Source organism: Massilia sp. ST3 (assembly GCF_018119405.1).
In the GTDB taxonomy this organism is placed as follows: Bacteria; Pseudomonadota; Gammaproteobacteria; order Burkholderiales; family Burkholderiaceae_D; genus Telluria.
Map to the genome: position 1 here is coordinate 68,659 of NZ_JAGPWC010000013.1, position 23,960 is coordinate 92,618.

The window sequence follows — 23,960 nt, forward strand, 5'->3', positions numbered from 1 at the left end:
AACTAAGCCGGGGTCGCGGCCGGTGCGCTGTCGGCGGCCGTCATGGTGAAGCGCGCGGCGATCGCGCAGATGCTCGAGGCCAGGACCAGCACGCTCAGGATCACCAGGGTCTGGCGCACGTCGCCCGTGCCTTTCATCAGGAAGCCGGCGGCCACCGCGCCGACGTTGCCGCCGGCGCCGACGATGCCGGCCACGCCGCCCAGGGCCTTGGGCGCCACGAAGGGCACCAGCGCGTAGGTCGCGCCGCAGGCCATGTGGGTGAACAGGCCGAAGACCAGCATGGCGATCACGGCGAAGGCGACGGCGTCGGCGTTGGCGAACCACAGCAGGCCCAGGCCCTCGCCGATCATCAGGACGAACAGCACCGTGATGCGGCTGTTCAGGGTGCCGGCGCGGGCGGCGCGGTCCGAGACCCAGCCGCCCAGGGCGCGGGCGAACAGGGCCAGCAGGCCGAAGCTGCCGGCGGCCAGGCCGGCCGCGCCCAGCGACAGGCCGTAGTGCTCGACGTAGTAGACGGCGGCGATGTTGTGGATGAAGATCTCGATGCCGAAGCAGGCGCCGTAGGTGACGAACAGCAGCCAGGCGCGGTGGTTGCGGCAGCCGGCCGCGAAGCTCGCCCAGCCGCCCTTGCTGGAACCTTCCGGCATCGCGCCGGCCTTGCGCAGGTCCTCGTAGTTACCATCCGGGCAATCCTGGGTGTAGCGCCAGTAGACGCAGGCCATCACGATCATCAGGACGCCCGGCACCACCAGCGCCACCCGCCAGCCCAGGGCCTCGTTTACGCCCAGCATCACCACGGCGCCCAGCAGCAGCGGCATCAGGGCCTGGGCCGCGCCGCCGCCCGCATTGCCCCAGCCGGCGGCGGCCGCGTTGGCGGTGCCGACGATCTTCGGGCTGAACATGACGGAGGTGTGGTACTGGGTGATCACGAAGCTGGCGCCGACCGCACCGATCCCCAGGCGGAACAGCAGGAAGCTTTCGTAGCTCTGCGCCATGGCCACCCCCAGCACCGGGATGGAACCCAGCAGCAGCAGGCCGGTATAGGTCTTGCGCGGGCCGAAGCGGTCGCACAGCGGGCCCACCAGCAGGCGCACGAAGATGGTGATGGCGACGGCGGCGATGTTGATGTTGGCGATCTGTTCCATCGACAGCCCGAATTCGCCCTTGATCACCGGCATCAGCGGTGCGCAGGCGAACCAGGCGAAGAAGCAGACGAAGAAGGCCACCCAGGTCAGGTGGAAGGCGCGCATCGGCGCGCCGGTGAACGAGAAGAGCGTGATGCTGTCCGCTTTGCTGGCCATGTTTCTTCCTTTGAAAACAAAAAGGCGTCCGCGCTGTCTGCCGGAAGGCAGCAGCCGCGGACGCCGTTGTCCAGTGCCGGCCCCTCGTTAGGCCGGCGGTGAAATACCGTGGATCGCCATTGATCCTGTCAGGTGTATGAGCAAGAGCCGTGCCACATTGGCCACAGAGGGGAACGCCCGGATACCTTCACCGATGGCGCTACATTGCAGTGCACCATTCCCCAGAATGATGCACGGGCGTGCGTCTTTACAGCGCCTGGCGCGTGCGCACGCGGCCTGCGGCGGCATACCCGGCCGGATCGGCGCCGTCCCAGGGCACGCCGTCGATGAGGATCGAGCTGCGCATCTCGCCGGACGGCAGCGGCGTGCCGCTCTGCGCCGCCGCCGCGCGGTACAGGTCGATGCGGTTGACCGCGCGCGCCACCGCCGCGTAGTCCGGATCGCTCGTCAACAGGCCCCAGCGCCGCTGCTGGGTCATGAACCACATCCCGTCCGACAGCCAGGGGAAGCTCGTCTCGCCGTCCGCAAAGAAGCGCAAGCCGTTGTGGCCGCGCCAGTGACCGCCCTCCGCATGGCGTCCGGCCAGGCAGTAGGCCAGCAGCTCGCGGCCGGCGTTGACATAGGCCGGGCTGGCCAGCGCCTCGGCCGCCGCCTCGCGGTTGGCGCGCGCCGCGTCCAGCCAGCGCGCGGCCTCCAGCAGGGCCGCGACCATGGCGCGGCAGGCGTGCGGATGGGTGTCGGCGAAATCGGCGCGCGTGCCCAGCACCTTGCCGGGGTGGTTCGGCCAGATCCGTTCGCTGGACGCGGCCAGGATCCCCGTGCCCTCGCGCAGTGCGCGCTGGCCCCAGGGCTCGCCGGCGCAGAAGCCGTCCATGTGCCCGGCCGCGAGGCTGGACGCCATCTGGCCCGGGGGCACGGTCACCACCCGGCAGTCGGCGACCGGGTCGATGCCGGCGGCCGCCAGCCAGTAGTACAGGAACAGCGCGTGGTTCCCGGTCGGGAAGGTGTGCGCCAGGGTCAGGCGGCGGCGCTCCTCGTGCAGCAGCCGCTCCAGCAGGGCCGGGTCGTGCGCGAAGGCGGCCAGGCGGCGCGAGAGCGTGATGTTCTGGCCGTTCTGGTTCAGGTTCATCAGCACCGCCATCGGCTGCTGCCGGCTGCCGATGCCCAGGTGGACGCCGTACAGCAGCCCATACAGCACGTGGGCCGCATCCAGCTCCCCGCCCAGCAGGCGCTCGCGCATGCCGGTCCAGGACAGTTCGCGGCTGAGCCGGAACTTCACGCCGTGCTTCTCGTCCAGCCCCAGCACCGAGGCCATCACCACCGGCGCGCAGTCGGCCAGCGGCATGAAGCCGATCCGGATCGTGTCGATCTCGGGCTTGTCCGATCCGGCGGCCCATGCGCCGCCACCTGGCAGGTTCATTGTTTTCCTTTCCCCGCAGGCGTTCAGCCCAGCAGGTCTTCCACGTCGAGGATGCGCTGCGCGATCTCCGCCAGCTTCATGTTCTTGTTCATCGCCAGGCTGCGCAGGCGCTGGTAGGCCTGCTCCTCGCTCAGCGCATGGCGCGTCATCAGGAGGCCCTTGGCGCGGTCCACCAGCTTGCGCTCGGCCAGCTTGCGGCGCGTGTCGGACAGTTCGCCCAGCAGCTGCTGTTCGCGCCGGAAGCGCGCCAGCGCCACGTCCAGCACCGGCTTGACCCGCTCCGGCTGCAGCCCCGCCACGATGTAGGCCGAGACCCCGGCGGCCATCGCCGCATCCATGCTGGCCGGGGCGTCGTCCTCGGTGAACAGGACGATCGGACGGCGCTCGTCGCGGGTGGCGATCACGATGTGCTCGAGGATGTCGCGCGCATCGAGCTCGCTGTCGGCGATGATCAGGTCCGGCTGCAGCTGGGCGATGCGCTCGGGCAGGAAAACGTCGGCCGGCAGCGAGGCGACCAGGTCGTAGCCCGATTCCAGCAGGCCGATGCGCAGCGCGGCGCTGCGCCGGGCCTGCTCGGCATGGCGCGCGTCCGGGTCGGCGCCGGGGGCGGTGGCGGGAAGCACGACGACGATACGCAGGTGAGGTGAAGCACGGTCTGGCGATTTCATGCCGAACAGTCATGCAAGATTCGCACCACCTTGATTCTTGGAATGAAAGGATGCCCTTCTTATTCACGCGCCGTGTGGCAAGACATTCGCGCAACACATATCTGGAGCAGGGTCAGCGCAACAATTATTCATTTCATGTATCGCTGGGATCACGAATCTAAAGTTTGTTTATGACGAATCCCGTTCTATACTGCAACGCAACATCGCAGTATTTACCGGAGAATCCCCATGACCGCTACCACCAACTTCTTTACCGCCGCCCTGTCCGCCATCCGTAGCTTTTCGCAAGAACTCTACGCCGCCCACGGCGGCTGGGCGCCTTCGGTGCGAGGCTAACTTCATGAGCCCGCTCGAATACCTCAGCGTCGCCCTGGCCGTGCTGGTCATTGCGGGCCGTGTCGCCATGTTCCTGCCGCGCCCGCCGAAAGGCCCGTACAAAGCCGTCTGAGCGTCTGCCGCCTGCGCTGCGGCGCAACACGGCATCCTCTCCAGCGCCGGTCATACATACGTGTGATCGGCGTTTGTCTTTACGGCAAAAAAACCATCGTGGTTTGACCCGCTGCAAGCAGTGGCTGAGCTAGAATGCACTCGCCTTACCGGGCAAGACTGCGTTCACCTCTACTTACCACTATCACGATGCGACCACCCTTCTTCCCCACGATCCTCGCGGCGCTGATCGCGCTGCCGGCGGCGGCCTCCACGCCCATCACCCTCGACCAGGCCATGGACCATCCGGACTGGATCGGCACGCCGGTGGAAGCCGCATGGTGGAGCTGGGACGGCAAGCAGGTCTACTACAAGCAGAAGCGCACCGGCTCGCCGCTGCGCGACACCTTCCAGGCCGGCGCCAAGCCGCGCCTGGTGGCGGACACCGAACTGGGCAAGATCGACAGCCCGGACGTCTCGTATAACCCGGACCACAGCCGCATGCTGGTGCTGCGCAACGGCGACCTGTTCGAGCGCAACCTGAAGAACGGCGAGCTGGCCCAGATCACGCGCGGCGCCGGCAAGGTCGACGCCGCGCAGTTCGCCGCCGACGGCCGCGGCGTGCAGTACCGCGTCGGCAACGACTGGTACCAGTGGGACCGCGCCAGCAAGCTCGCCGGCCCGGCCGCCCTGCCGCGCGCCGCCAAGGACCCTGCGGCCAGCGACGACGACGCGCTGCGCGCCATGCAGCTGCGCTTGATCGCCACCCTCAAGCGCCAGAAGGACGAGCGCGACACCATGCGCCTGCGCACCGAGGAACTGCGCCGCATCGACCCGAGCATGGCCCCGGCCCCGGTCTACCTCGGCGACAAGGTCGAGATCGAAAGCAGCAGCCTGTCGCCGGACGGCCGCTGGCTGATCGTCGCCACCGCGCCCAAAGGCGGCGACAAGGGCCGCGTCGGCAAGATGCCGCGCTACGTGACCGAGTCGGGCTACGAGGAATTCGACGACCAGCGCACCCGCGTGGGACGCAACCAGCCGGCCGGCCATGCACTGAAGCTGGTCGACCTGCGCACCAACAAGGTGCAGGACCTCTCCTTCGACGTGCTGCCGGGCGTGGACCAGGACCCGCTGGCCGCGCTGCGCGCCGCCGCCAAGCTCGATCCGCTGAAAGGCAAGCGCGCGGTGCGCGTGATCGACGGCGCCGAGGCGGTGTCGTGGAGCGCCAACGGCGCCGGCGTGGCCGTCATGTTGCGCTCGGTCGACAACAAGGATCGCTGGATCGCCACCGTCGACCTGGCGGGCGCCAGGCTCAAGCCGCTGCACCGCCTGACCGACGGCGCCTGGGTCAACTACGACAACAACGAGTTCGGCTGGCTGCCGGACAACCGCACGCTGTGGTTCCTGTCCGAGGAAAGCGGCTATTCGCACCTGTACACGGCCGACGCCGCGACCGGGAGCACCCGTGCACTGACCCAGGGCAAGTGGGAAGCCTCGGACGTGCGCTGGACCCGCGACGGCGGCACCGCCTACGTGATGTGCAACCGCGCCAATCCGGGCGACTACGAAGTCTGCGCCGTCAACGGCAAGACCGGCGCCGTGCGCGAAGTGACCCAGCTCGACGGCGTGGAACGCTTCCGCCTGTCGCCGGATGAAAGCAAGCTGCTGCTGCACTGGTCGGCCAGCTACACCCCGGTGCAGATCGCGACCGTCGCGGCCTCGGGCGGCGCCGCCACCAAGCTGACCGACACCCGCAGCGCGGACTACAAGGCGCGCACCTGGATCGAGCCGCAGTACGTGGCCGTGCCCTCGAGCGCCGGCGGCGACCCGGTCTGGGCCAAGCTGTACCGCCCGGCCCAGCTGGAAGCGGGCAAGAAGTACCCGGTCGTGATGTTCGTGCACGGCGCCGGCTACCTGCAGAACGTCAGCAAGCGCTACCCGAACTACTTCCGTGAACAGATGTTCCACAACCTGCTGGTGCAGAAGGGCTACGTGGTGCTGGACATGGACTACCGCGCCTCGAAGGGCTACGGCGCCAAGTGGCGCAACGCGATCTACCGCCAGATGGGCACCCCGGAACTGCAGGACTACATCGACGGCGTCAACTACATGGTCAAGGAGCACCAGGGCGACGCCGCCAACGTCGGCGTCTACGGCGGCAGCTACGGCGGCTTCATGACCTTCATGGCCCTGATGCGCGCCCCCGAGGTGTTCAAGTCCGGCGCCGCGCTGCGCCCGGTGACCGACTGGACCACCTACAACCACGAGTACACCGCCAACATCCTGAACACCCCGGACGTCGACCCGCAGGCCTACAAGGTCTCGTCGCCGATCGAGTACGCCGAGAACCTCAAGGGCCACCTCCTGATCTCGCACGGCATGATCGACGACAACGTGTTCTACCAGGACTCGGTGCGCATGGCCCAGCGCCTGATCGAACTCAAGAAGGACAACTGGGAGCTGGCCAGCTACCCGCTGGAGCGCCACGCCTACGTGCAGCCGGAAGCCTGGTTCGACCAGTACCGCCGCATCTACAAGCTGTTCGAGCGCACGCTCAAGCAGTAACGCGGTAAGATGAAAGGCGCCCTCGAGGCGCCTTTTTCGTTTATACGGGTAGAGATGATGGTGCGTGGTTTGCTGAGAAACTTGGGTTCCGGCCTTCGCCGGAACGACGTGCGAACGGAGCGGGCCGATGTGGCGCCATCGGCCTGCGGCTTGGAAACGTCGTTCCGGCGAAGGCCGGAACCCAAGTTCTACTTCCTCACCCTCGTCCTTCTTTCCTCCCTGGCCCACGCCCAGTCCCTCCCCGAAGGCGCAAAACTCGACTGGCAACGCGTGCTCGACGCCCGCTACGGCGACGATCCCAAGGCCAGGCCCGACACCCCTGCACAACCCAAGTCCGCGCCGCCTGCCGGCCGTGCCAAGCCGGTCCCGGTCCAGGGCGCCATCGCCACCGTCTGGATCGAAGGCGCCGGCCCGGCCTCTGCAGGCGACAAGGTCCCGGTCACCTTCGGCCAGGTCTTCGCCCCCGGCGTGGTGGAACGCGGAGCGCGCCTGGCGGGCCGCCTGGCGGATGGGGGCAGCGTGCCGCTGCAGGTCGACGTCAAGGCCAGCCACCCCGACGGCTCGCTGCGCCACGCCGTCATCTCGGGCATCGTGCCCGCGCCCGGCAACAAGCCGGTCGCGCTTGGCCTGGTACACGGCGACAAGGCGCCCGCCGCAAGCGACCCCAAAGGCGATGCCACCCCGGCCGCCCTGCTGCGCGCCGGCCTGACGGCCAGCGTCAAGACCATGGTCGAGGGCCGTCCCTATGGCGCCTCGCTCGACAAGCTGCTGGCGGGCCCCAGGCCCCAGGCCTGGCTGGCCGGCCCGGTCGCCCACGAATGGCTGCTGTCCACGCCCCTGCTCGGCCCCGGCGGCGAAGCGCACCCGCACCTGGCGGCGCGCTTCGCCGTGCGCTGGTTCCCGGGCCTGGGCCGGGCGCGCGTGGACGTCGCGCTGGAGAACAACTGGGCCTTCGAGCCGGCGCCCCGCAACATCGTCTACGACGTCCAGGTCGAGGTCGGCGGCACGCCGGTCTACACCAGGGAGGGGCTCGAGCATTACCACCACGCGCGCTGGCGCAAGACCTTCTGGTGGGGCGGCGAAGCGGCCGTCCACGTACGCCACGATCCCGGCTACCTGATCGACACGCGCGCGCTGCCCAACTACGACCGCGGCGTGCAGGTCGACGGCCGCACCCTCGACAAGATGGTGGCGGCATGGAAGGGGCCGAAGACCGAGCCGATGGGCGTCGGCCAGGCCATGCGCGCCATGCCGACCACCGGCGGGCGCCCCGACATCGGGCTGCTGCCCGGATGGGCCGCCATGTACCTGCTGGGCATGGACCGGCGCGCCGGCGAAATCACCTTCGCCACCGCCGACCTGGCCGGCAGCTGGTCCATCCACTACCGCGACCGCCGTAGCGGCCTGCCGGTCAGCCTGATCGACTATCCCTACATGACCCTGATGGGCACGCCCAAGGACACGCGCAACCCGGCCACCGGCAAGTCCGAAGCCTTCCCGGAGTGCGCCCGTCCCGACGCCTGCAAGACGCCGAACCGGCAGGACGTCTCGCACCAGCCGAACTTCGCCTACCTGCCCTACCTCCTGGCCGGCGACCACTACTACCTGGAAGAGCTGCAGTTCTGGGCCATGTACAGCGTCTTCAATTCGAACCCGGCCTACCGCGAGCATGCCAAGGGCCTGCTCAAGCCGGAGCAGGTGCGCGGCCAGGCCTGGGGCCTGCGCACGCTGGCGGAAGCGGCCTACATCACGCCGGACGGGCATCCGCTCAAGAAGGATTTGCTGCGCATCCTGGACAGCAACCTGGACTGGTACAACGCGGAATACCCGCGCAACCCGCAGGCCAACAGCTTGCACGTGATCGTCAACGGCTACGCCGCCACCTACCAGCGCAAGACCGCGCTGGCGCCGTGGATGGACGACTTCTTCACCTCGGCCATCGGCCACATCGCGGAGCTGGGCTTCACCAAGGCGCGCCCGCTGCTGGCCTGGAAAGCCAGGTTCCCGGTGCTGCGCATGACGGGCGAAGGCAGCTGCTGGATCACCGCCGCGATGTACAACCTGACGGTGCGCGACAGCGCCACCAGTCCCTATTACCGGACCATCGGCGAAGCCTTCCGCGCCAGCCATGCGCCGGAGATCAAGGACCTGGAATGCGGCGGCGGCGCGATGGCCGCGGCCCTGAAGCTCAAGCCGGATGAAATGACCGGCTATTCGAGCGAAGAAACCGGCTTCCCGTCGAACATGCAGCCGGCCCTGGCCTACGCCGCCGACGTCCTCGGCGAAGAAGGCCGGCGCGCCTGGCGCAAGTTCATGGCGCGCAGCGTCAAGCCGGACTACGGCGCCGGCCCGCAGTTCGCGATCGTGCCGCGCACGGGCGCGGACGACGCCGACAAATAAATCGGCTCAGCCCTACGGCCCGAGGAAATCGAGCAGGGTCAGCGCCACCACCTTGGTGGCCTTGCGCAGGTCGTCCAGCTGCAGGCGCTCGTCGGCCTTCTTGGCGTTCGATTCCGGCACCGTGCGCGGCCCGGCGCCATACAGCACCGCCGGGATGCCGCGCTCGCCGTACAGGCGCGCATCGGCGTACAGCGGCGTGCCCTGGGCCGTGATCTCTTCCTTGAATACCTCGCGGCCGTGCCGCTGCAGGCTCGCCACCAGCTGCTCGGAACCCGGCAGCGGGCGCAGCGCGTGCGACAGCAGCAGGCGCCGGATCTCGAGCCGGATGCCGGGCAGATCGCGCACCGCGTCCTCGATCAGCGCCCTCACCCCGGCTTCGACCGCCACCGGGTCTTCTTCCGGAATCATGCGCCGGTCCATCTTCATCACCACCTTGCCCGGCACCACATTGGTATTGGTGCCGCCGTCGATGCGGCCCACCAGCATGGTCGGCGAATCTATGCCCGGCACCTTGCTCTTGATCTTCTTCAGTTCCGGAAGCTGGCCGTAGATCGCGTTCAGGATGCGGGTCGCGGCCTGCAGCGCGTCGACCGCCGTTTCCGGCATCGCGCCGTGGCCGGCCTTGCCGTGCACCGTGATCTCGAGCTGCAGGCAGGCGTTGTGGGCGGTGACGATGTTGTAGGCGAAGCCGGCGGCGATCACGTAGTCCGGCTTGGTCAGCCCCCGCTCGAGCAGCCAGCCCGGCCCCAGCAGGCCGCCGAATTCCTCGTCGTAGGTGAAGTGCAGCTCCAGCGCCCCTTTCAAGGGCACGCCCAGGGCCTCCAGCGCGCGCACCGCGTACACGTAGGTGGCGAAGTCGCTCTTCGAGACCGCCGCCGCGCGTCCGTACAGGACGCCGTCCTCGACCACCGCGCCGTAGGGCGGTCTGGTCCAGCCCTCGCCCGGCGGCACCACGTCGCCGTGGGCGTTCAGGGCCAGGGTCGGGCCGCCCGCGCCATAGGGCCTGCGCACGATCAGGTTGGTGATGCTCTCCATGCCGTAGTCGCGCACCTGCTGTTCCGGCACCGCATGCTGCTCGGCCTGCCAGCCGAAGGCGCCCAGCATGGCGGCCACCTGCTCCGCATGCGGCGCATTGTTGCCCGGCGGGGTATCGGTTGGAATGCGCACCACCTGCTGGAGGAAGCCGACTTCCTCGTCGAAGTGGGCGTCGATCCATTGCAGCAGGCGTTCCTGCAGTTGCGTGTCCATTAGTTGTTCCCTGTCTTGGCGCCGGTTTCGAACCACGCCGCGACCTGGGCGCGTTCGGCATCGGTCATGTTGGTGAGGTTCGCCAGCGGCATCGCCTTGGTCTGCACCGTCTGCTGGTAGATGCGCGCGGCGTTCTGGTGGATGAGTTCCGGGGTGTGCAGCATGACGCCGGCGGGCGCCGCGGCGAAGCCCGGCTGGGTGGGCTGCTGCGCATGGCAGGCCACGCAGCGCTGGTCGACGATGGTGCGCACGGCGGCGAACTGCGCCTTTACGTCGGCCTGCGCAGCTCCCTGCACCGGCGCTTCCGGCGCGAGCGCCACGGCCAGGCCGAGCAGCAGCGCGACGCCCGCCGCCGGATACTTCCATTCGACGCGGCCCTTGTGGCGCAGGTTGAAGAAGTGGCGAATCAGCACGCCGGCCAGCATGATCACGCCCAGCACCGCCCAGGCATGCTCGTGGCGGTAGGTCATGGCGTAGTGGTTGCTGATCATGATGAACAGCACCGGCAAGGTGAAGTAATTGTTGTGGACGCTGCGCTGCTTGGCCCGGATGCCGTAGGCCGGATCGGGCTTCTGGCCGGCCAGCATGGCGTTCACCATCTTGCGCTGGCCGGGGATGATCACCATCGCCACGTTGGCCACCATCATGGTGCCGATCATCGCGCCCACATGCAGGTAGGCGGCGCGGCCGCTCAGCAAATGGGTCAGCACCCAGCTCGACGCGAGCAGGAACAGGAAGATCAGCACGCCCACCGGCAGGTCGCGCTTGCCCAGCGGCGAGCGGCACAGCAGGTCGTAGACGATCCAGCCCAGCACCAGGCTGCCCAGGCCGATGCCCACCGCCTGCCAGCTCGACAAATCGGCCACGCTGCGGTCGACCATCATGGCCTGGGCGTTGAAGTAATAGACGATGAACAGCAGCGCGAAGCCGGACAGCCAGGTCGAATAGGCTTCCCACTTGAACCAGTGCAGTTCCTTCGGCAGCTCGGCGGGTGCCACCAGGTATTTTTGCGGGTTGTAGAAGCCGCCGCCGTGCACGGCCCAGAGCTCGCCCGACACGCCCTTGTTCGCCAGCTCGGAGCCGGGCGCCGGCGGGCGGATGGTGTTGTCGAGCCAGACGAAATAGAAGGAAGCGCCGATCCAGGCGATGCCGGTGATGATGTGCAGCCAGCGCACGAGCAGGTTCAGCCACTCGAGGGCATAGGGTGTCAAATAGCCGAACACGTCCATAGAGCTTCCTGGTGATGGAATGCTTCGACAATAAACCGATTCCACAACAGCAACATGAAAACTAGCGTATATTCGACATATCCATCTTGATATACGCAACGATGTCCAGCCTGCCCCAGCACCTCGACCTGCACCTGATCCGCATCCTGTATCTGCTGCTGGTCGAAAAGAACGTGTCGCGCGTGGCGCTCAAGCTGAACCAGCCGCAGCCCTCGATCTCGGCCTCTCTGCGCAAGCTGCGCGAGCTCACCGGCGACCCGCTGCTGGTGCGCGGCGCGCGGGGCATGGTGCCCACCCAGCACGGCGAAAGCCTGTTGAACCCGGCCAAGCGCATCCTCGACGAAGCCGAGGGCCTGTTCGTCAGGAAGTCGCCCTTCGTGCCCGAGCAGGCGGCGCGCACCTTCCACATCGCCGCCCCCGACTACCTCGACATCCAGTTCCTGCCCAACGTGGTGGCCGCGCTGCGCCGCAATTCGCCCAACAGCAAGGTGGTGATCCACAGCCTGGGCCCGGGCCTGGACTACCTGCGCATGCTGTCGGACGGCGAGATGGACCTGGTGATCGCCAACTGGGACGAGCCGCCGCCCCACCTGCACATCTCCAAGCTGTTCGAAGATCCGATCACCTGCGTGATGCGCGCCGACAGCCCCTACGCGCGGCGCACGGCGTTCGACGCGATGACGGTCGAGGACTACCTGAGCCTGCCCCACGTCGCCCCGACCCAGATGCTGCCGGGCTACCATGGGGTGATCGACGCCTTCCTGGAGCGGCAAGGCATGCAGCGCAAGGTGGCCGTCGAGTCGCCCTACTTCGGCGTGATCCCGTATATGCTGACCCAGAGCGACCTGGTGCTGACGACGGGGCGCCAGTTCATCCGCTTCTACGAAAAGACCCTGCCCCTGAAGAGCTTCACGGTGCCGATCAAGTTCCCGCCGATGCGCTTCTACCAGCTGTGGCACCAGCGCGTGCACCAGTCGACCGAGCACAAGTGGCTGCGCGACCAGGTCAGCAGCGCGGCGCGGGCCCTGGTGCCGGCGCCCGTGCCAAAATAGGAGCTATGCGTTACGGCATATGAAAGGCGGGACTTGCAGGATTTATCATCCAGTGCTCGAACGACGGACAGCCATGACCACACTCACCGAACTCAATGCCTGCGATGCGCCCGTTTTCGTCGAGCGCCTGCGCGGCATCTACGAACACTCTCCCTGGATCGCGGAGCGGGCCGCCGTCCGCCGGCCCTTCGCCAGCCTGGCCGCGCTCAAGCTGGCCCTGCAGGCCGTGGTCACCGAAGCGGCCCAGGACGAGCAGCTGGCGCTGCTGCGCGCCCACCCCGAACTGGCCGGCAAGGCGGCGGTCGCCGGCGAACTGACGGCCGAATCGACCAGCGAGCAGGCCAGCTCGGGCCTGAACCGCTGCACGCCCGAGGAATACACGGCGCTGCAGGACCTGAACGCCCAGTACAACGCGAAATTCGGCTTCCCCTTCATCCTGGCGGTCAAAGGACCGACGGGACGCGGGCTCACGCGGCGCGCCGTGATCGAAACCTTCGCGCGGCGCCTGAAGAACCAGCCCGCCGACGAGCAGCGCGAGTGCCTGCGCCAGGTACACCGCATCGCCGAGATCCGCCTCAAGGAGCTGCTGGGCGTGGAGCAGGCCTTCGGTCCGCAAGTGATGGAATGGGCCGAAACCCTGGGCGCCATCAGCGACAGCGATACCGATCTCACTTGCGCCTACATGACGCCGGCCCACCGGGCCACGGCCGCGCAGATCATGGAGTGGATGCGCGCCGCCGGCATGGACGCTCGGATCGACGCGGTCGGCAACGTGGTCGGGCGCTATGCCTGCGCCGATGACCACGCGAAGACGCTCATCACCGGCTCGCACTACGACACGGTGCGCAACGGCGGCAAGTACGACGGCCGGCTCGGCATCCTGCTGCCCATTGCCCTGGCGCGCCACCTGAACGAGCGCGGCGAGCGCCTGCCCTTCCACCTGGAAGTGATCGGCTTCGCCGAGGAGGAAGGGGTGCGCTTCCGCAGTACCTTCCTGGGCAGCAGCGCGGTCACGGGCAGCTTCGACCCTGCCCTGCTGGAGCAGGAAGACGCGGACGGCGTCAGCATGCGCGCGGCCCTCGCGGCGGCGGGCCACGACCTGGCCGCCATTCCTGCCATCGCGCGCGACCCGGCCTCGCTGCTCGGCTTCGTCGAGGTCCACATCGAACAGGGACCGGTGCTGCTGGAGCGCGGCCTGCCGCTGGGCGTGGTGACGGCCATCGCCGGCAGCTCGCGCTACCTGGTCGAGCTGGCCGGCGTGGCCAGCCACGCCGGCACCACGCCGATGGGCATGCGCCGCGATGCGGCGGCGGCGGCAGCCGAGATCGTGCTGCTGGTCGAGCAGCGCTGCGCCGGGCGCGGCGCCCTGGTTGGCACGGTTGGCCAGCTCGAGGTGCCCGCCGGATCGGTCAACGTGGTGCCGGGCGCCTGCCGCCTGTCGCTCGACATCCGCGCGCCCGACGACGCCCAGCGCCTGGCGGCGGTCGACGACATCCTGGCCGGCATCAGCGCCATCTGCGCGCGCCGCGGCATCGAAGAACGATTGTGGAAGCTGGTGGAAGCCGAGGCCGTGCCCTGCGCCCCGCGCCTGATGGACGGGCTGGGCGAAGCGCTAGTGCGCGCCGGCCTGCCGCGCTTCGACCTGCCTTCCGGCGCCGGCCACGACGCCATGCGCATGGCCCAGGTGACCGAGGTGGCGATGCTGTTCACGCGCTGCGGCAACGGCGGCATCAGCCATAATCCGCTCGAGACCATGACGGCCGACGACGCCGAGATCGCGGGCCAGGTGCTGCTCGACTTCCTGCGCCGCCTGGCCTGAACCTATCCCTTATTCGACAGGACCAAGCATGAGCTACGATTCCCAGAACCCGTTCGCCAAAATCCTGCGCGGCGAGCTGCCCTGCGTGAAGGTCTACGAAGACGACATGACGCTGGCGATGATGGACATCATGCCGCAGGCCGAAGGCCATGTGCTGGTGCTGCCGAAGGAAGGCGCGGCCGAGATCTTCGCGCTGTCGCCGGAGAGCGCGGCGGCCTGCATGCGCACCACGCAAAGGATCGCGGCGGCGGTGAAGGCGGCCTTGAATCCGCCGGGCGTGATGATCGCCCAGTTCAATGGACGCGCGGCCGGCCAGACCGTACCGCACGTGCACTTCCACATCGTGCCGCGCCTCGATGCCGCGCCCCTGCGGCCCCATGCCGTCGAGCAGGCGGACATGGAGCAGCTGCGCGCGCTGGCTGCGCGCATCGCGGCCGCCCTGCCCGGCGCGGACTGAGACCGCCTGGACTTAGCGGCGGCGGCGCAGCGCGGCCAGGCCGCCGAGGCCCGCCAGCAGCAGCAGGCCGGTGGCCGGCTCCGGCACTTCGGCCGGGGCGCCGTCCAGGCTGACCTTCACCTGGGCGTTGACGATGTCGTAGACGAATACCTCGGAGTGGAACAGGTAGAACGACAGCGTCGCGTCGGTGAAACCGTTGAAGCCGGCCGGCACGCGGAAATCGTGGAACGCATTGCTGCTGCCCGGGTTCATGCGCAGCACGAAGGACAGGTTGTGCTGGCCGTCCGGCGCGGCTCCGGCGGTGGCGATCAGCTCGTCGACAGGATTGCCGCTCATCCACGGATCGTTGTCGTCGGTGACCTGGATGCTGCCCACGCCCCAGGACGGCACGGCCGCACTCAAGGCCGCCGAGCCTTGCAGCTTGAACTCCTGGGTGGCATAGGTCGCCCAGCGGAAGGGGTCGCCGGCGTAGGAAGTGGCAACCGCGTCGGTGTCGAAGCTGAACGAGCCGGAGAACTGCTCGCCCGCCTTGACGAGATCCAGGAACACGGGTTCCGGCGACGTTGCGCCCCCGAACGAAGCGCGCACCGGGGCCCCGAACACGCCGGAGAAGTTATAAGTGATCACCGTCGCTTGCGCCGAAGCGGAAGCGAGGACCAGTGCCAAGGCAGGAAGAAGTTTCATCGCTGTACATACTGATTAAAAAAAACATAATGTATGGTTGGGCTGATCTTTTGTCAAAAAGAAAAGTTACTTTTCTTTAAGTTAACGGCATTTCATGCGATTTGGGTTCGGGTATGTTGGGCCGGCGCGTCAGCGCAAGTCGCCGGTCTCGAAGTAGACGCTGCCGATGACCGGCGCCCCGCGGCCGAGCGCGGCCTCGGGATTCCCCAAACCTTGCTTGCGGATCGTGATCGGCGCGGCCACCGGTGCGGCAAGCTTCACGATGTGGTCGTAGTCGGGCCGGCTGTCCAGGCGCTTGAACAGGTACTTCCCTACCGGCAGATATTCGGCCTCGGCACGCTGGCGCATGGCCGGGTCGAGACGGTGGAAGTAGACGACCTTCTCGACCACGAACCGGGCGCCCGCATACAGGCGCTGGCCGCCGCGCTCGAAGTGGCCGCTGTAGACATCGGCGCCGAAGCCGCGCAGCGGCGCGGCGCTGCCGGGGCCGAGGCGCGACAGCTCGAAGTGCTCGGGATCGATGGTCCACAAGGCCGTCGTGCCCTGCATGCGCGCCCGCAGCTCGCGGTCGAGCCGCGCGTCGGCCAGGCGCACCTGCAGCACGGCCTGGACGTCGTGCGGCGCGCGGAACAGCGGCAGGTGCGAGGCGTACAGGCCGTCCTTGTCGCCGAACAGGGCCATGCCGTGCGAGCCGTAGCTGGGATCATGGGCCAGGGCCCCGGTGGAGATGGCGCAGCCAAGCAGCAGCAGCGCACGGCGCAATGGATTCATGGTGGCTTGTTCCTGGATCGAAAGTCGGGCATAGTACGCCGGAACACGTTTCCTTAGAAGCAACGAATTTTCATCTCTTGTGTCCCAATTGGAAACATGAACCTGCCCGACCTGCGCGTCTTCACCGTCGTCGCGCGCCACGACTCCTTGCATGCGGCTGCCGCGGAGCTGCATTTGACGCCTTCCGCCGTGTCCAAGGCCCTCAGGCGCCTCGAAGAGGAACTCGGCCTGCCGCTGTTCGACCGCAGCACGCGCCAGCTGGTCCTGAACGAGCGCGGCGCCATGCTGCTGGCGCGCGCCCGGGTCCTGCTCGACCTGGCGGAACAGGCGCGCATCGACCTGCAGGGGGAAAGCGCGGCCATGGATTGCCGCATCGGCGGGCCTGCCGTGCTGCTGTGGCGCCACGGCGGCGGCATCGCCGATGCCCTGCAGCCCTACCCCGGCGCGCGCCAGCACCTGCACCCCCTGTTCGAAGGCGACGCCCTGGCGGCGCTCGCGCGCGGCGAGTTGCATGCGGCGCTGGTGACGGACGAGGCCCTGGATAGCCCGCACTGGTCGCCCCAGTGGGAAGCGACGGCACTTGGCGAGCTGGCCCTGGGCGTGATCGCGGCAAGCAGCCATCCGCTGGCCGGCAGGCGGCGCAAGCCGGTGGACGTCAAGGACGTGCTGGCCCATCCCTTCGCCTCGCCGGCGCGCTCCCTGTTCTGCGGCCAGGCGCGCGGCAGCCGCTCCGACGGCTGGCGCGACGACCTGCTGCCGCGCACGATCCGCTACTGGGCCGACGACCTGCAGGTGCTGCTCGGCCTGGTGCGCGCCGGCCGGGCGCTGGCCTACCTGCCCGCCTTCGCCGCCCAGGAATACGGGCTGGTCGGCATCAAGGTGGCAGACCTGGGCTTTTCCTCGGTCGAGCGGCTGCGCCTGGTGTGGAACCCGGCGCGCGCCGCAATGGCTGCGCGGCCTGGCGGCTAGCCTCGGTGGCGCCGCATCATGAGACCGTAGACCAGGGCGGCGATCGCCACGCCCACGAACCAGGCATAGGTGTAGATGGTCTTGAAGGCCCGCCCCACGTCCGGGAAGGCGCTGGGGAAGGCGGCGTTGAGGAAGCCCGGGATGTTCGGCAGCACGCCCAGCACGAAGGCGGCGATGGCCGCCATGTTCCAGCCGGGCATTAGACCACTGCGATAGGAATAGATGCCATCGTGGCGGTACATCTGATCCACGTCCAGCCGCGTCCCGCGCACCAGGTAGTAGTCGACCATCAGTACGCCCGCGATCGGCCCCAGCAGGGCCGAGTAGCCCACCAGCCAGGTGAAGATGTAGTTCTGGGTCGTCTCCAGGATCTTCCAGGGCATCATGGCCAGCGCCAGCCCGGCCGTGATATAGCCGCCGGTGCGGTAGCTGATGCTGCGCGGCGCCAGCGCCGAGAAGTCGTAGGCGGGGCCCACCAGATTGGCCGCCAGGTTGACGCTCACCGTGTCGACCAGCAGCACGATCAGCGCCACCAGCACCGCGATGCCGGTCATGCGCGCGGCCAGGTCGACCGGGTCCCACAGGGCCTTGCCGTACAAGACCACGGTGGCCGAGGTGACGATCACCGCCAGCGCGGCCAGCAGGCCCATGGGCACCGGCAGGCCCACCGTCTGGCCGATCACCTGGTCGCGCTGCGACTTCGCGAAGCGGGTGAAGTCGGGAATGTTCAGGGCGAGCGTGGCCCAGAAGCCGATCATGGCCGTGAGCGAAGGCCAGAAGGCGGTCCAGAACTGCCCTTCCTTGCTGCCGCCCGCGACGAACTGCGACGGCTGGTCCAGCAGCGGGCCGAAGCCGCGCGCCCCGGTCTGCTCATCGACCCACCAGAGCAGCACGAAGCAGATCGCGATCTTCAGCGGCGCGGTATAGGTCTCGAGCTTGCGGATCGACTCGATGCCGTGCACGATGAAGTAAAGCTGGATGGCCCAGAAGGCCAGGAAGCACAGCAGCTGCGCCAGGTTGATGCCCAGCCCCGCAATCGGCTCGCCGCCGACCGGTGCGCCGTTCATCACGCCCAGCAGGGTGTAGATCATGCTGCCGCCGAACCAGGTCTGGATGCCGTACCAGCCGCAGGCCACGATGGCGCGCATCAGCGCCGGCAGTTTGGCGCCGCTGGTGCCGAAGGAGCTGCGCGCCAGCACCGCGTAGGGGATGCCGTACCTGGCGCCCGCATGGCCGATCAGGAGCATGGGCACCAGCACGATGGCGTTCGCCAGGAACACCGTCAGCACCGCCTGCCAGCCCGACATGCCCGCCTCGACCAGGCTGGCCGAGAGCGTATAGGCGGGAATGCACATCACCATCCCGACCCACAGCGCGGCGAAGTGGTACCAGCGCCAGGTGCGCTGGGCGGCGGTGGTGGGCGCGAGGTCAGGGTTCCAGAGGTCCTTGTGGGCGGCGGCGGGCGGACTGGTCACGTGGCGGTGCTCCTGGGCGGGTGTGCGCGCGAGTGTAGCGCAATCGCCCAAGGCGCGCCGCCACCTTCCAGCCTCACCCTGTTACGGCATCAGGACTGCAGGTCGGCATGGATCGTGTGCGCGGCCAGGGCGCCGTGGCGCAGGGCCATGGCGATCCCCTGCCCCGGCGCCACGCAATCGCCGCCGGCATAGATGCCGGGCAGCGCGGTGCGCAGGCAGGGGTCGACGCGCACGCGGTCGCCTTCGTGCGAGATCCGGCTGGCGGCGTCGTCGCGCTGGCAGTGCTCGTCGCCGGCCCGGCCCACGGCCTTGAACACGGCGTGGGCCGCGATCTCGGTGAAGCCGCCGGTATCGACCAGGCGGCCGTCGCGCAGGCGGGTCTGCTCGAACCGCACCCCCTGCACGCTACCGCGCTCGTCGCGCAGCACTTCCAGCGGCGAGGCCCAGGCGCGCAGGCGCACGTAGCTGGCGCGCGCGGTCTGTTCCTCGTAGCCATCCGCTTCCAGGCCATGGCGGTAGACCAGGGTGACGTCGTGCGCCCCGAGGCGCTTGAGGCGGGCAGCCATGTCTACCGCGCCGCGCGCCGCGCCGATCACGATCGCGCGGTGCGGCACCGGCAAGGCCAGCAGGTCTTCGGTGCAGTGCACCGCCGCCAGGTGCCGGCCGGCGTCGAGCAGGCCGGGCGCGTCGTCGCCGGTCAGGGACAGCACCCGTCCCGCAGCCAGTCCCACGCCCAGGAACACGGCGTCGTGCGACAGGTGCAGCATCGCCAGGTCGACCTGCTCGCCCAGCTTGCAGCCATGCTCGATGCGCACCCGGCCCGAGGAGGTCAGGCGCTCGAGTTCCTGCTGCGCGCCTTCCTCTTCCAGCATGAGCAGGGGCGCCGCCTGCATGCGTTCGTGCGAACGCGCTTCGTACACGGTCACGCCATTGCCCAGCATCGCCAGGCGATGGGCGCAGGCCATGCCGGCCGGTCCCGCGCCGACGACCGCGATCTTCTTGCCGGTGAAAGCCGCCGGGGTCCTTGGCGCTAGTTTCTGCACTGCCGGCGCGAGCGCCGTTTCTGCTGATTCCATCATCTGCCACTCTCTTATAGTTGTAGTTGGGACACCCGGCCGCCTCCGTGGAGCGGCCGGTTCGCACCCTTGGGCAGAGTGCGGCGCCGACGGAACATCCTTTCCGTCTAGGTCATCTGGGGGAATGCAAATTCCGGGCCAGCACTTGCGCTGTCCGGCCAGCGCTGCATCACCGCCTTGTGGCGGGTGTAGAAGCGCACGCCTTCGGGGCCATAGGCGTGGTGGTCGCCGAACAGGCTGCGCTTCCAGCCGCCGAAGCTGTTGAAGGCCATCGGCACCGGCAGCGGCACGTTCACGCCCACCATGCCCACCTCGATCTTGCGCACGAATTCGCGCGCCACTCCGCCGTCGCGGGTGAAGATGGCGACGCCGTTGCCGTATTCGTTGGCGTTGATGAGTTTCACGGCGCTGCCGATATCCGGCAGGCGCACCACGCACAGCACCGGGCCGAAGATCTCTTCCTTGTAGATCGTCATCGACGGCTGGACGTGGTCGAACAGGGTGCCGCCCACGAAGAAGCCGTTCTCGCAGCCCGCCACCTGGTGCCCGCGCCCGTCCACCACCAGGGCCGCGCCCTGCTCCACGCCCTGGCCGATCAGGCGCTCGATGCGTTCCTTGGCGGCGCGCGTGATCACCGGCCCCATCTCGGCGCCCTCCATCATGCCGTCGCCGATCTTGAGCGCGGCCGTGCGCTCGGCCAGCGCGGCCACCAGGCGATCGCCCGCCTCGCCCACCGCCACGGCGACCGAGATCGCCATGCAGCGCTCGCCCGCCGAACCGTAGGCGGCGCCGACCAGGGCGTCGACCGCCATGTCCATGTCGGCGTCGGGCATGACTACCATGTGGTTCTTGGCGCCGCCCAGGGCCTGCACCCGCTTGCCGTTCGCGGAACCACGGGCGTAGATATATTCCGCGATCGGGGTCGAGCCGACGAAGCTGATGGCCTCGACGCCCGGGTGGTCGAGCAGCGCATCGACCGCCGCCTTGTCGCCTTGCACCACGTTGAACACGCCGTCCGGCAGGCCGGCCTGCTTCAGCAGGCGCGCGTGCAGCAGCGAAGCCGAGGGGGCGCGCTCGGAAGGCTTGAGGACGAAGGTATTGCCGCAGGCGATCGCCACAGGGAACATCCACATCGGCACCATCACCGGGAAATTGAAAGGCGTGATGCCGGCCACCACGCCCAGCGGCTGGCGCATCGACCAGGCGTCGATGCCGCGCGCCACCTGGTCGCTGAACTCGCCCTTGAGCAGCTGCGGGATGCCGACCGCGAATTCCACCACCTCGATGCCGCGCGCCACCTCGCCCCTGGCGTCGGCGAAGGTCTTGCCGTGCTCGCGCGTGACCATGGCCGCGAATTCGTCGGCATGCGCACGGCACAGCTGCAGGTAAGTCAGCAGTACGCGCGCCCGCGCCAGCGGCGGCGTGGCGGCCCATTCGGGAAAGGCCGCGCCGGCGGCGGCCACCGCCGCGTCCACGTCCCCGGCGTCGGCCAGCGCCACGCGCGCGCAGGCCTCGCCGCGCGCGGGGTTGAAGACCTCCGCCGTGCGGGCGTCTGGGCGCTTGACTTCTTGGCCGCCGATGTAATGAGTGATCAATGTGTCGTTCATGCTGCGCTCGTCGTTCTAGTCCAGGTTGTTCAGGAGGGTGGCCAGCTTGCCGAACAGTTCGTCGACGTGCCGGCGTTCCAGGATCAGGGGCGGCGACAGCGCGATGATGTCGCCCGTGGTGCGGATCAGGATGCCGTCCGCGAAGGCTTTTTTCAGCGCGCTGTAGCCGCGCGCACCCGGCTTGGCCGGAATGGGTTCGAGCTCGATGCCGGCCACGATGCCGATCGAACGCAGGTCGATCACGTGCGGCAGGCCGCGCAGCGCGTGCAGGGCATCCTCGAAATAAGGCTGGATCGCGCGCGCGTTGTCCATCACGCCCTGTTCGCGGAACACGCGCAGGGTGGCCTGGGCCGCGGCGCAGGCCAGCGGGTGGCCCGAATAGGTGTAGCCGTGGAACAGCTCGATGCCGGCCGGGGCGTCCATGAAGGCGTCGTGGATGTGGCGCTTGGAGAACACCGCGCCCATCGGCACCGCGCCATTGGTGATGCCCTTGGCGGTCGTCATCAGGTCCGGCTCGACGCCGAAGTAATCGGCCGCGAACGGCGTGCCGAGGCGCCCGAAACCGGTGATCACCTCGTCGAAGATCAAGAGGATGCCGTGCCTGTCGCAGATCTCGCGCAGGCGCTTCAGATAGCCTTTCGGCGGCACCAGCACGCCGGTGGAGCCGGACACCGGTTCGATGATCACGGCGGCGATGGTGGAGGCGTCGTGCAGGGCCACCAGGCGTTCCAGCTCGTCGGCGAGTTCCACGCCGAAGTCCGGCTCGCCGCGCGAGAAGGCGTTCTTGAGCAGGTTGTGGGTGTGCGGCAGGTGATCGGCGCCCGGCAGCAGGGGACCGAACTGCTTGCGGTTGGGGCCGATGCCGCCCACCGTCAGGCCGCCGAAGCCGACGCCATGATAGCTGCGCTCGCGCCCGATCAGGCGGGTGCGCCCGCCCTCCCCGCGCGCCTTGTGGTAGGCCAGCGCCATCTTGAGGGCGGTGTCGACCGCTTCGGAGCCGGAGCTGGTGTAGAACACGTGGCTGAACTTGTGGCCGCTGAACGCCATCAAATCCTCGGCCAGGTCGAAGGCGGCCGGGTGGCCCATCTGGAAGGTGGGGGCGAAGTCGAGCTGGCCCGCCATGGTGGCGATCGCCTCGGTGATCAGGGGCTGGGCATGGCCGCAGGGAACGCACCAGAGCCCGGCGGTGCCGTCCAGGATGCGCCTGCCGTCCACGTCGCGGTAATACATGCCTTCGGCCGAGACCAGCAGGCGCGGGTCGGTCTTGTAGTCGCGGTTATTCGTAAAAGGCATCCAGAAGGACGCCATCGAGCTGGGCCTGGACTCGTTCATGCACTTCTCCTTGGCATCCCCGCGCTGACCGGTGAGGTGATCGCTGCGCGAGGGGGAATGATAAAGTGTGAACAATAATGGCCATCCTTGCAATCGGAACACGACCATATTGATTAGCATCAATCGTTGATATCGATAGCATGTTGTTACGCATCAGCATGTCCGCCGCGCCAACTTTTCGCGCAAGGAATGGTATGCTTGCGGTTAAAACATTGACAAGAACGAGACATGTCGACCTATTCCACCCCCGTCCTCACCACCGCGCGCCTGGTGCTGCGCCCCCTGACTCACCAGGATGCCCCCGCGCTGTTCGCCGTCTTTTCCGATCCGGCCGTGGTGCGCTACTGGAGCGCCGAGCCCTGGACCGACATCTCCTTCGCCGACACCGCGATCGCGCGCGCCATGGAAGCCTATCGCGACGAGACCGATATCCGCTTCGCGATCGAGCTGGCGGAGACGGGCGAGATGATCGGCACCGTCAACCTGCACCACTTCTTCAACCAGAACAACCGCTGCGAGCTGGGCTACGCCCTGGCCAGCGCATACTGGGGCAAGGGCTATGCGAGCGAAGCCATCGGCGCGGCCCTCGACCACGGCTTCCGCGCCGCCAAGCTGAACCGGATCGAGGCCGACATCGACCCGCGCAACGCCGCCTCGGGCAAGGTGCTGGAAAAACTGGGCTTCCGCAAGGAGGGCTACATGCCGCAGCGCTGGCTGGTGCACGGGGAATATGCCGACACGGTGTTCTACGGACTGCTGCGCAGCTACTGGGAAGAGCGCGCGGCACAGGAAGGCACGGCACAGGGAGGCGCGGCATGACCAGCAAGGCAGTCCTGGGCCTGTCGCTGCTGCTGGCCCTGCTAGGCGCCCAGCAATCGGCCGCGGCCCAGGCCACGGTGCCGGTGTGGCGCGAGCTGGTGATCTATCCGGCCGACGGCGCCTACCCGGCCGAACTGGCGCGCCGCGGCGTGCAGGGCGAGGCCCTGGTCGAGGTCACGCTCGACGAACAGGGCCGGCGCGCGGCGCTGGTGCGTTCCTCCTCGCGCTCGGCGGAACTCGACACCCTGGCCGCCCGCATCGCCGAACGCAGCGACGCCGCGACCCCGGTCAGCGGCGCGCGCAGCGGCCTGGTGAAAATCCTGTTCCGCAAGGACCACGCCTCGACCGTCGCGGCCAAGACCTGCGCCGACTTCAACGTCGACGCCGCCTACCAGGCCGCCGTCTTCCCCGAGCGCGACATCCGCGGCATGCCGGTGATGGTCGAATCGATCGGCAAGCTGATCTACAGCCTGCACCGCGACGGCAAGGGCCGCTCCTTCCCCGGCATGGGACCGGTGCTCGACGCCACCGTGGCCGCCTGCGCGCGCAATCCCGGCGACGGCATGCTGGACGTGATGCGGCGCGAAGCGCTCAAGTTGCTGGAACGGTAGGGTTTGGGGGGGGGGGGCCCCCCCCCCCCCC

General features: G+C 68.4%; 19 protein-coding genes. 8 read left to right on the top strand and 11 right to left on the bottom strand.

The features are described 5' to 3' along the window. Positions 1-2: 2 nt before the first annotated feature. The 3 genes from KBW98_RS06540 to KBW98_RS06550 all read right to left on the bottom strand — a co-directional run bounded on the left by KBW98_RS06540 (position 3) and on the right by KBW98_RS06550 (position 3,389). Complete coding sequence (locus tag KBW98_RS06540; RefSeq protein ID WP_211519315.1) at positions 3-1,301, bottom strand: MFS transporter; 1,299 nt, start codon at positions 1,299-1,301, stop codon at positions 3-5. A gap of 247 nt (positions 1,302-1,548) precedes the next feature. Beyond that, complete coding sequence (locus tag KBW98_RS06545; RefSeq protein WP_211519316.1) at positions 1,549-2,721, bottom strand: CmpA/NrtA family ABC transporter substrate-binding protein; 1,173 nt, start codon at positions 2,719-2,721, stop codon at positions 1,549-1,551. 23 nt (positions 2,722-2,744) lie between these two features. After that, positions 2,745-3,389, bottom strand: coding sequence for an ANTAR domain-containing response regulator (locus tag KBW98_RS06550; protein ID WP_211519317.1), 645 nt, complete (start codon positions 3,387-3,389; stop codon positions 2,745-2,747). 636 nt (positions 3,390-4,025) lie between these two features. Here KBW98_RS06550 and KBW98_RS06555 point away from each other — a divergent pair. Continuing rightward, complete coding sequence (locus KBW98_RS06555; RefSeq protein WP_211519318.1) at positions 4,026-6,380, top strand: prolyl oligopeptidase family serine peptidase; 2,355 nt, start codon at positions 4,026-4,028, stop codon at positions 6,378-6,380. 150 nt (positions 6,381-6,530) lie between these two features. Then, positions 6,531-8,780, top strand: a complete 2,250-nt coding sequence (locus KBW98_RS06560; RefSeq protein ID WP_229429024.1) for a hypothetical protein — start codon at positions 6,531-6,533, stop codon at positions 8,778-8,780. Positions 8,781-8,792: 12 nt separating this feature from the next. Here KBW98_RS06560 and KBW98_RS06565 read toward each other — a convergent pair whose 3' ends face one another. Beyond that, complete coding sequence (locus KBW98_RS06565) at positions 8,793-10,028, bottom strand: M20/M25/M40 family metallo-hydrolase (RefSeq protein WP_211519319.1); 1,236 nt, start codon at positions 10,026-10,028, stop codon at positions 8,793-8,795. Continuing rightward, a complete protein-coding gene (locus tag KBW98_RS06570) occupies positions 10,028-11,257 on the bottom strand; it encodes a urate hydroxylase PuuD (RefSeq protein ID WP_211519320.1) in 1,230 nt (409 codons plus the stop codon). Before KBW98_RS06570 ends, KBW98_RS06565 begins: the two co-directional genes overlap by 1 nt. Before the next feature lie 101 nt (positions 11,258-11,358). Between KBW98_RS06570 and KBW98_RS06575 the strand changes: the two genes are divergently transcribed. From KBW98_RS06575 to KBW98_RS06585, 3 genes are all read left to right on the top strand, one after another. Further along, positions 11,359-12,309 carry a LysR substrate-binding domain-containing protein gene (locus KBW98_RS06575; RefSeq protein WP_211519321.1) on the top strand — a complete coding sequence of 317 codons (951 nt, stop codon included), beginning with the start codon at positions 11,359-11,361 and terminating at the stop codon, positions 12,307-12,309. 73 nt (positions 12,310-12,382) lie between these two features. Continuing rightward, positions 12,383-14,128 carry an allantoate amidohydrolase gene (locus tag KBW98_RS06580; protein ID WP_211519322.1) on the top strand — a complete coding sequence of 582 codons (1,746 nt, stop codon included), beginning with the start codon at positions 12,383-12,385 and terminating at the stop codon, positions 14,126-14,128. A gap of 28 nt (positions 14,129-14,156) precedes the next feature. Beyond that, on the top strand, positions 14,157-14,585 hold the full coding sequence (locus KBW98_RS06585; RefSeq protein ID WP_211519323.1) for an HIT family protein: 429 nt from the start codon (positions 14,157-14,159) through the stop codon (positions 14,583-14,585). A 12-nt stretch (positions 14,586-14,597) separates the two neighbouring features. On the opposite strand, the gene KBW98_RS06590 is transcribed toward KBW98_RS06585, so the two are convergent. Together KBW98_RS06590 and KBW98_RS06595 are read right to left on the bottom strand one after the other, a co-directional pair. Further along, a complete protein-coding gene (locus tag KBW98_RS06590) occupies positions 14,598-15,269 on the bottom strand; it encodes a VPLPA-CTERM sorting domain-containing protein (protein ID WP_211519324.1) in 672 nt (223 codons plus the stop codon). Between the two features lie 129 nt (positions 15,270-15,398). Continuing rightward, on the bottom strand, positions 15,399-16,040 hold the full coding sequence (locus KBW98_RS06595) for a hypothetical protein (protein WP_229429025.1): 642 nt from the start codon (positions 16,038-16,040) through the stop codon (positions 15,399-15,401). A gap of 96 nt (positions 16,041-16,136) precedes the next feature. On the opposite strand from KBW98_RS06595, the gene KBW98_RS06600 reads away from it, so the two are divergent. Continuing rightward, complete coding sequence (locus KBW98_RS06600) at positions 16,137-17,009, top strand: LysR family transcriptional regulator (RefSeq protein ID WP_211519325.1); 873 nt, start codon at positions 16,137-16,139, stop codon at positions 17,007-17,009. On the opposite strand, the gene KBW98_RS06605 is transcribed toward KBW98_RS06600, so the two are convergent. From KBW98_RS06605 to KBW98_RS06620, 4 genes are all read right to left on the bottom strand, one after another. Then, positions 17,006-18,484, bottom strand: a complete 1,479-nt coding sequence (locus tag KBW98_RS06605) for an NCS1 family nucleobase:cation symporter-1 (protein ID WP_211519326.1) — start codon at positions 18,482-18,484, stop codon at positions 17,006-17,008. The two genes, KBW98_RS06600 and KBW98_RS06605, sit on opposite strands and share 4 nt — an antisense overlap. Before the next feature lie 89 nt (positions 18,485-18,573). Next, the gene (locus KBW98_RS06610) at positions 18,574-19,563 is read right to left on the bottom strand and encodes an FAD-dependent oxidoreductase (protein ID WP_211519327.1); all 990 of its coding nucleotides are present in this window, start codon (positions 19,561-19,563) and stop codon (positions 18,574-18,576) included. A gap of 104 nt (positions 19,564-19,667) precedes the next feature. Next, the gene (locus tag KBW98_RS06615) at positions 19,668-21,167 is read right to left on the bottom strand and encodes a CoA-acylating methylmalonate-semialdehyde dehydrogenase (RefSeq protein WP_211519328.1); all 1,500 of its coding nucleotides are present in this window, start codon (positions 21,165-21,167) and stop codon (positions 19,668-19,670) included. A gap of 15 nt (positions 21,168-21,182) precedes the next feature. Continuing rightward, entirely contained in the window at positions 21,183-22,499 is a 1,317-nt protein-coding gene (locus KBW98_RS06620; RefSeq protein ID WP_211519329.1) for an aspartate aminotransferase family protein, read from the bottom strand. 228 nt (positions 22,500-22,727) lie between these two features. On the opposite strand from KBW98_RS06620, the gene KBW98_RS06625 reads away from it, so the two are divergent. Continuing rightward, the gene (locus KBW98_RS06625; protein WP_211519330.1) at positions 22,728-23,318 is read left to right on the top strand and encodes a GNAT family N-acetyltransferase; all 591 of its coding nucleotides are present in this window, start codon (positions 22,728-22,730) and stop codon (positions 23,316-23,318) included. Next, on the top strand, positions 23,315-23,929 hold the full coding sequence (locus KBW98_RS06630) for a TonB family protein (protein WP_211519331.1): 615 nt from the start codon (positions 23,315-23,317) through the stop codon (positions 23,927-23,929). Before KBW98_RS06625 ends, KBW98_RS06630 begins: the two co-directional genes overlap by 4 nt. The last annotated feature ends 31 nt before the right edge of the window (positions 23,930-23,960 follow it).

Excerpts from the sequence above, each read along its gene's own strand:
- KBW98_RS06565 (WP_211519319.1), bottom strand. The coding sequence starts at position 10,028 with ATGGACACGCAACTGCAGGAACGCCTGCTGCAATGGATCGACGCCCAC.
- KBW98_RS06620 (WP_211519329.1), bottom strand. The coding sequence starts at position 22,499 with ATGAACGAGTCCAGGCCCAGCTCGATGGCGTCCTTCTGGATGCCTTTT.
- KBW98_RS06595 (WP_229429025.1), bottom strand. The coding sequence starts at position 16,040 with ATGAATCCATTGCGCCGTGCGCTGCTGCTGCTTGGCTGCGCCATCTCC.
- KBW98_RS06585 (WP_211519323.1), top strand. The coding sequence starts at position 14,157 with ATGAGCTACGATTCCCAGAACCCGTTCGCCAAAATCCTGCGCGGCGAG.
- KBW98_RS06545 (WP_211519316.1), bottom strand. The coding sequence starts at position 2,721 with ATGAACCTGCCAGGTGGCGGCGCATGGGCCGCCGGATCGGACAAGCCC.
- KBW98_RS06610 (WP_211519327.1), bottom strand. The coding sequence starts at position 19,563 with ATGATGGAATCAGCAGAAACGGCGCTCGCGCCGGCAGTGCAGAAACTA.
- KBW98_RS06615 (WP_211519328.1), bottom strand. The coding sequence starts at position 21,167 with ATGAACGACACATTGATCACTCATTACATCGGCGGCCAAGAAGTCAAG.
- KBW98_RS06600 (WP_211519325.1), top strand. The coding sequence starts at position 16,137 with ATGAACCTGCCCGACCTGCGCGTCTTCACCGTCGTCGCGCGCCACGAC.
- KBW98_RS06555 (WP_211519318.1), top strand. The coding sequence starts at position 4,026 with ATGCGACCACCCTTCTTCCCCACGATCCTCGCGGCGCTGATCGCGCTG.
- KBW98_RS06575 (WP_211519321.1), top strand. The coding sequence starts at position 11,359 with ATGTCCAGCCTGCCCCAGCACCTCGACCTGCACCTGATCCGCATCCTG.
- KBW98_RS06630 (WP_211519331.1), top strand. The coding sequence starts at position 23,315 with ATGACCAGCAAGGCAGTCCTGGGCCTGTCGCTGCTGCTGGCCCTGCTA.
- KBW98_RS06625 (WP_211519330.1), top strand. The coding sequence starts at position 22,728 with ATGTCGACCTATTCCACCCCCGTCCTCACCACCGCGCGCCTGGTGCTG.
- KBW98_RS06540 (WP_211519315.1), bottom strand. The coding sequence starts at position 1,301 with ATGGCCAGCAAAGCGGACAGCATCACGCTCTTCTCGTTCACCGGCGCG.
- KBW98_RS06570 (WP_211519320.1), bottom strand. The coding sequence starts at position 11,257 with ATGGACGTGTTCGGCTATTTGACACCCTATGCCCTCGAGTGGCTGAAC.
- KBW98_RS06590 (WP_211519324.1), bottom strand. The coding sequence starts at position 15,269 with ATGAAACTTCTTCCTGCCTTGGCACTGGTCCTCGCTTCCGCTTCGGCG.
- KBW98_RS06550 (WP_211519317.1), bottom strand. The coding sequence starts at position 3,389 with ATGAAATCGCCAGACCGTGCTTCACCTCACCTGCGTATCGTCGTCGTG.
- KBW98_RS06580 (WP_211519322.1), top strand. The coding sequence starts at position 12,383 with ATGACCACACTCACCGAACTCAATGCCTGCGATGCGCCCGTTTTCGTC.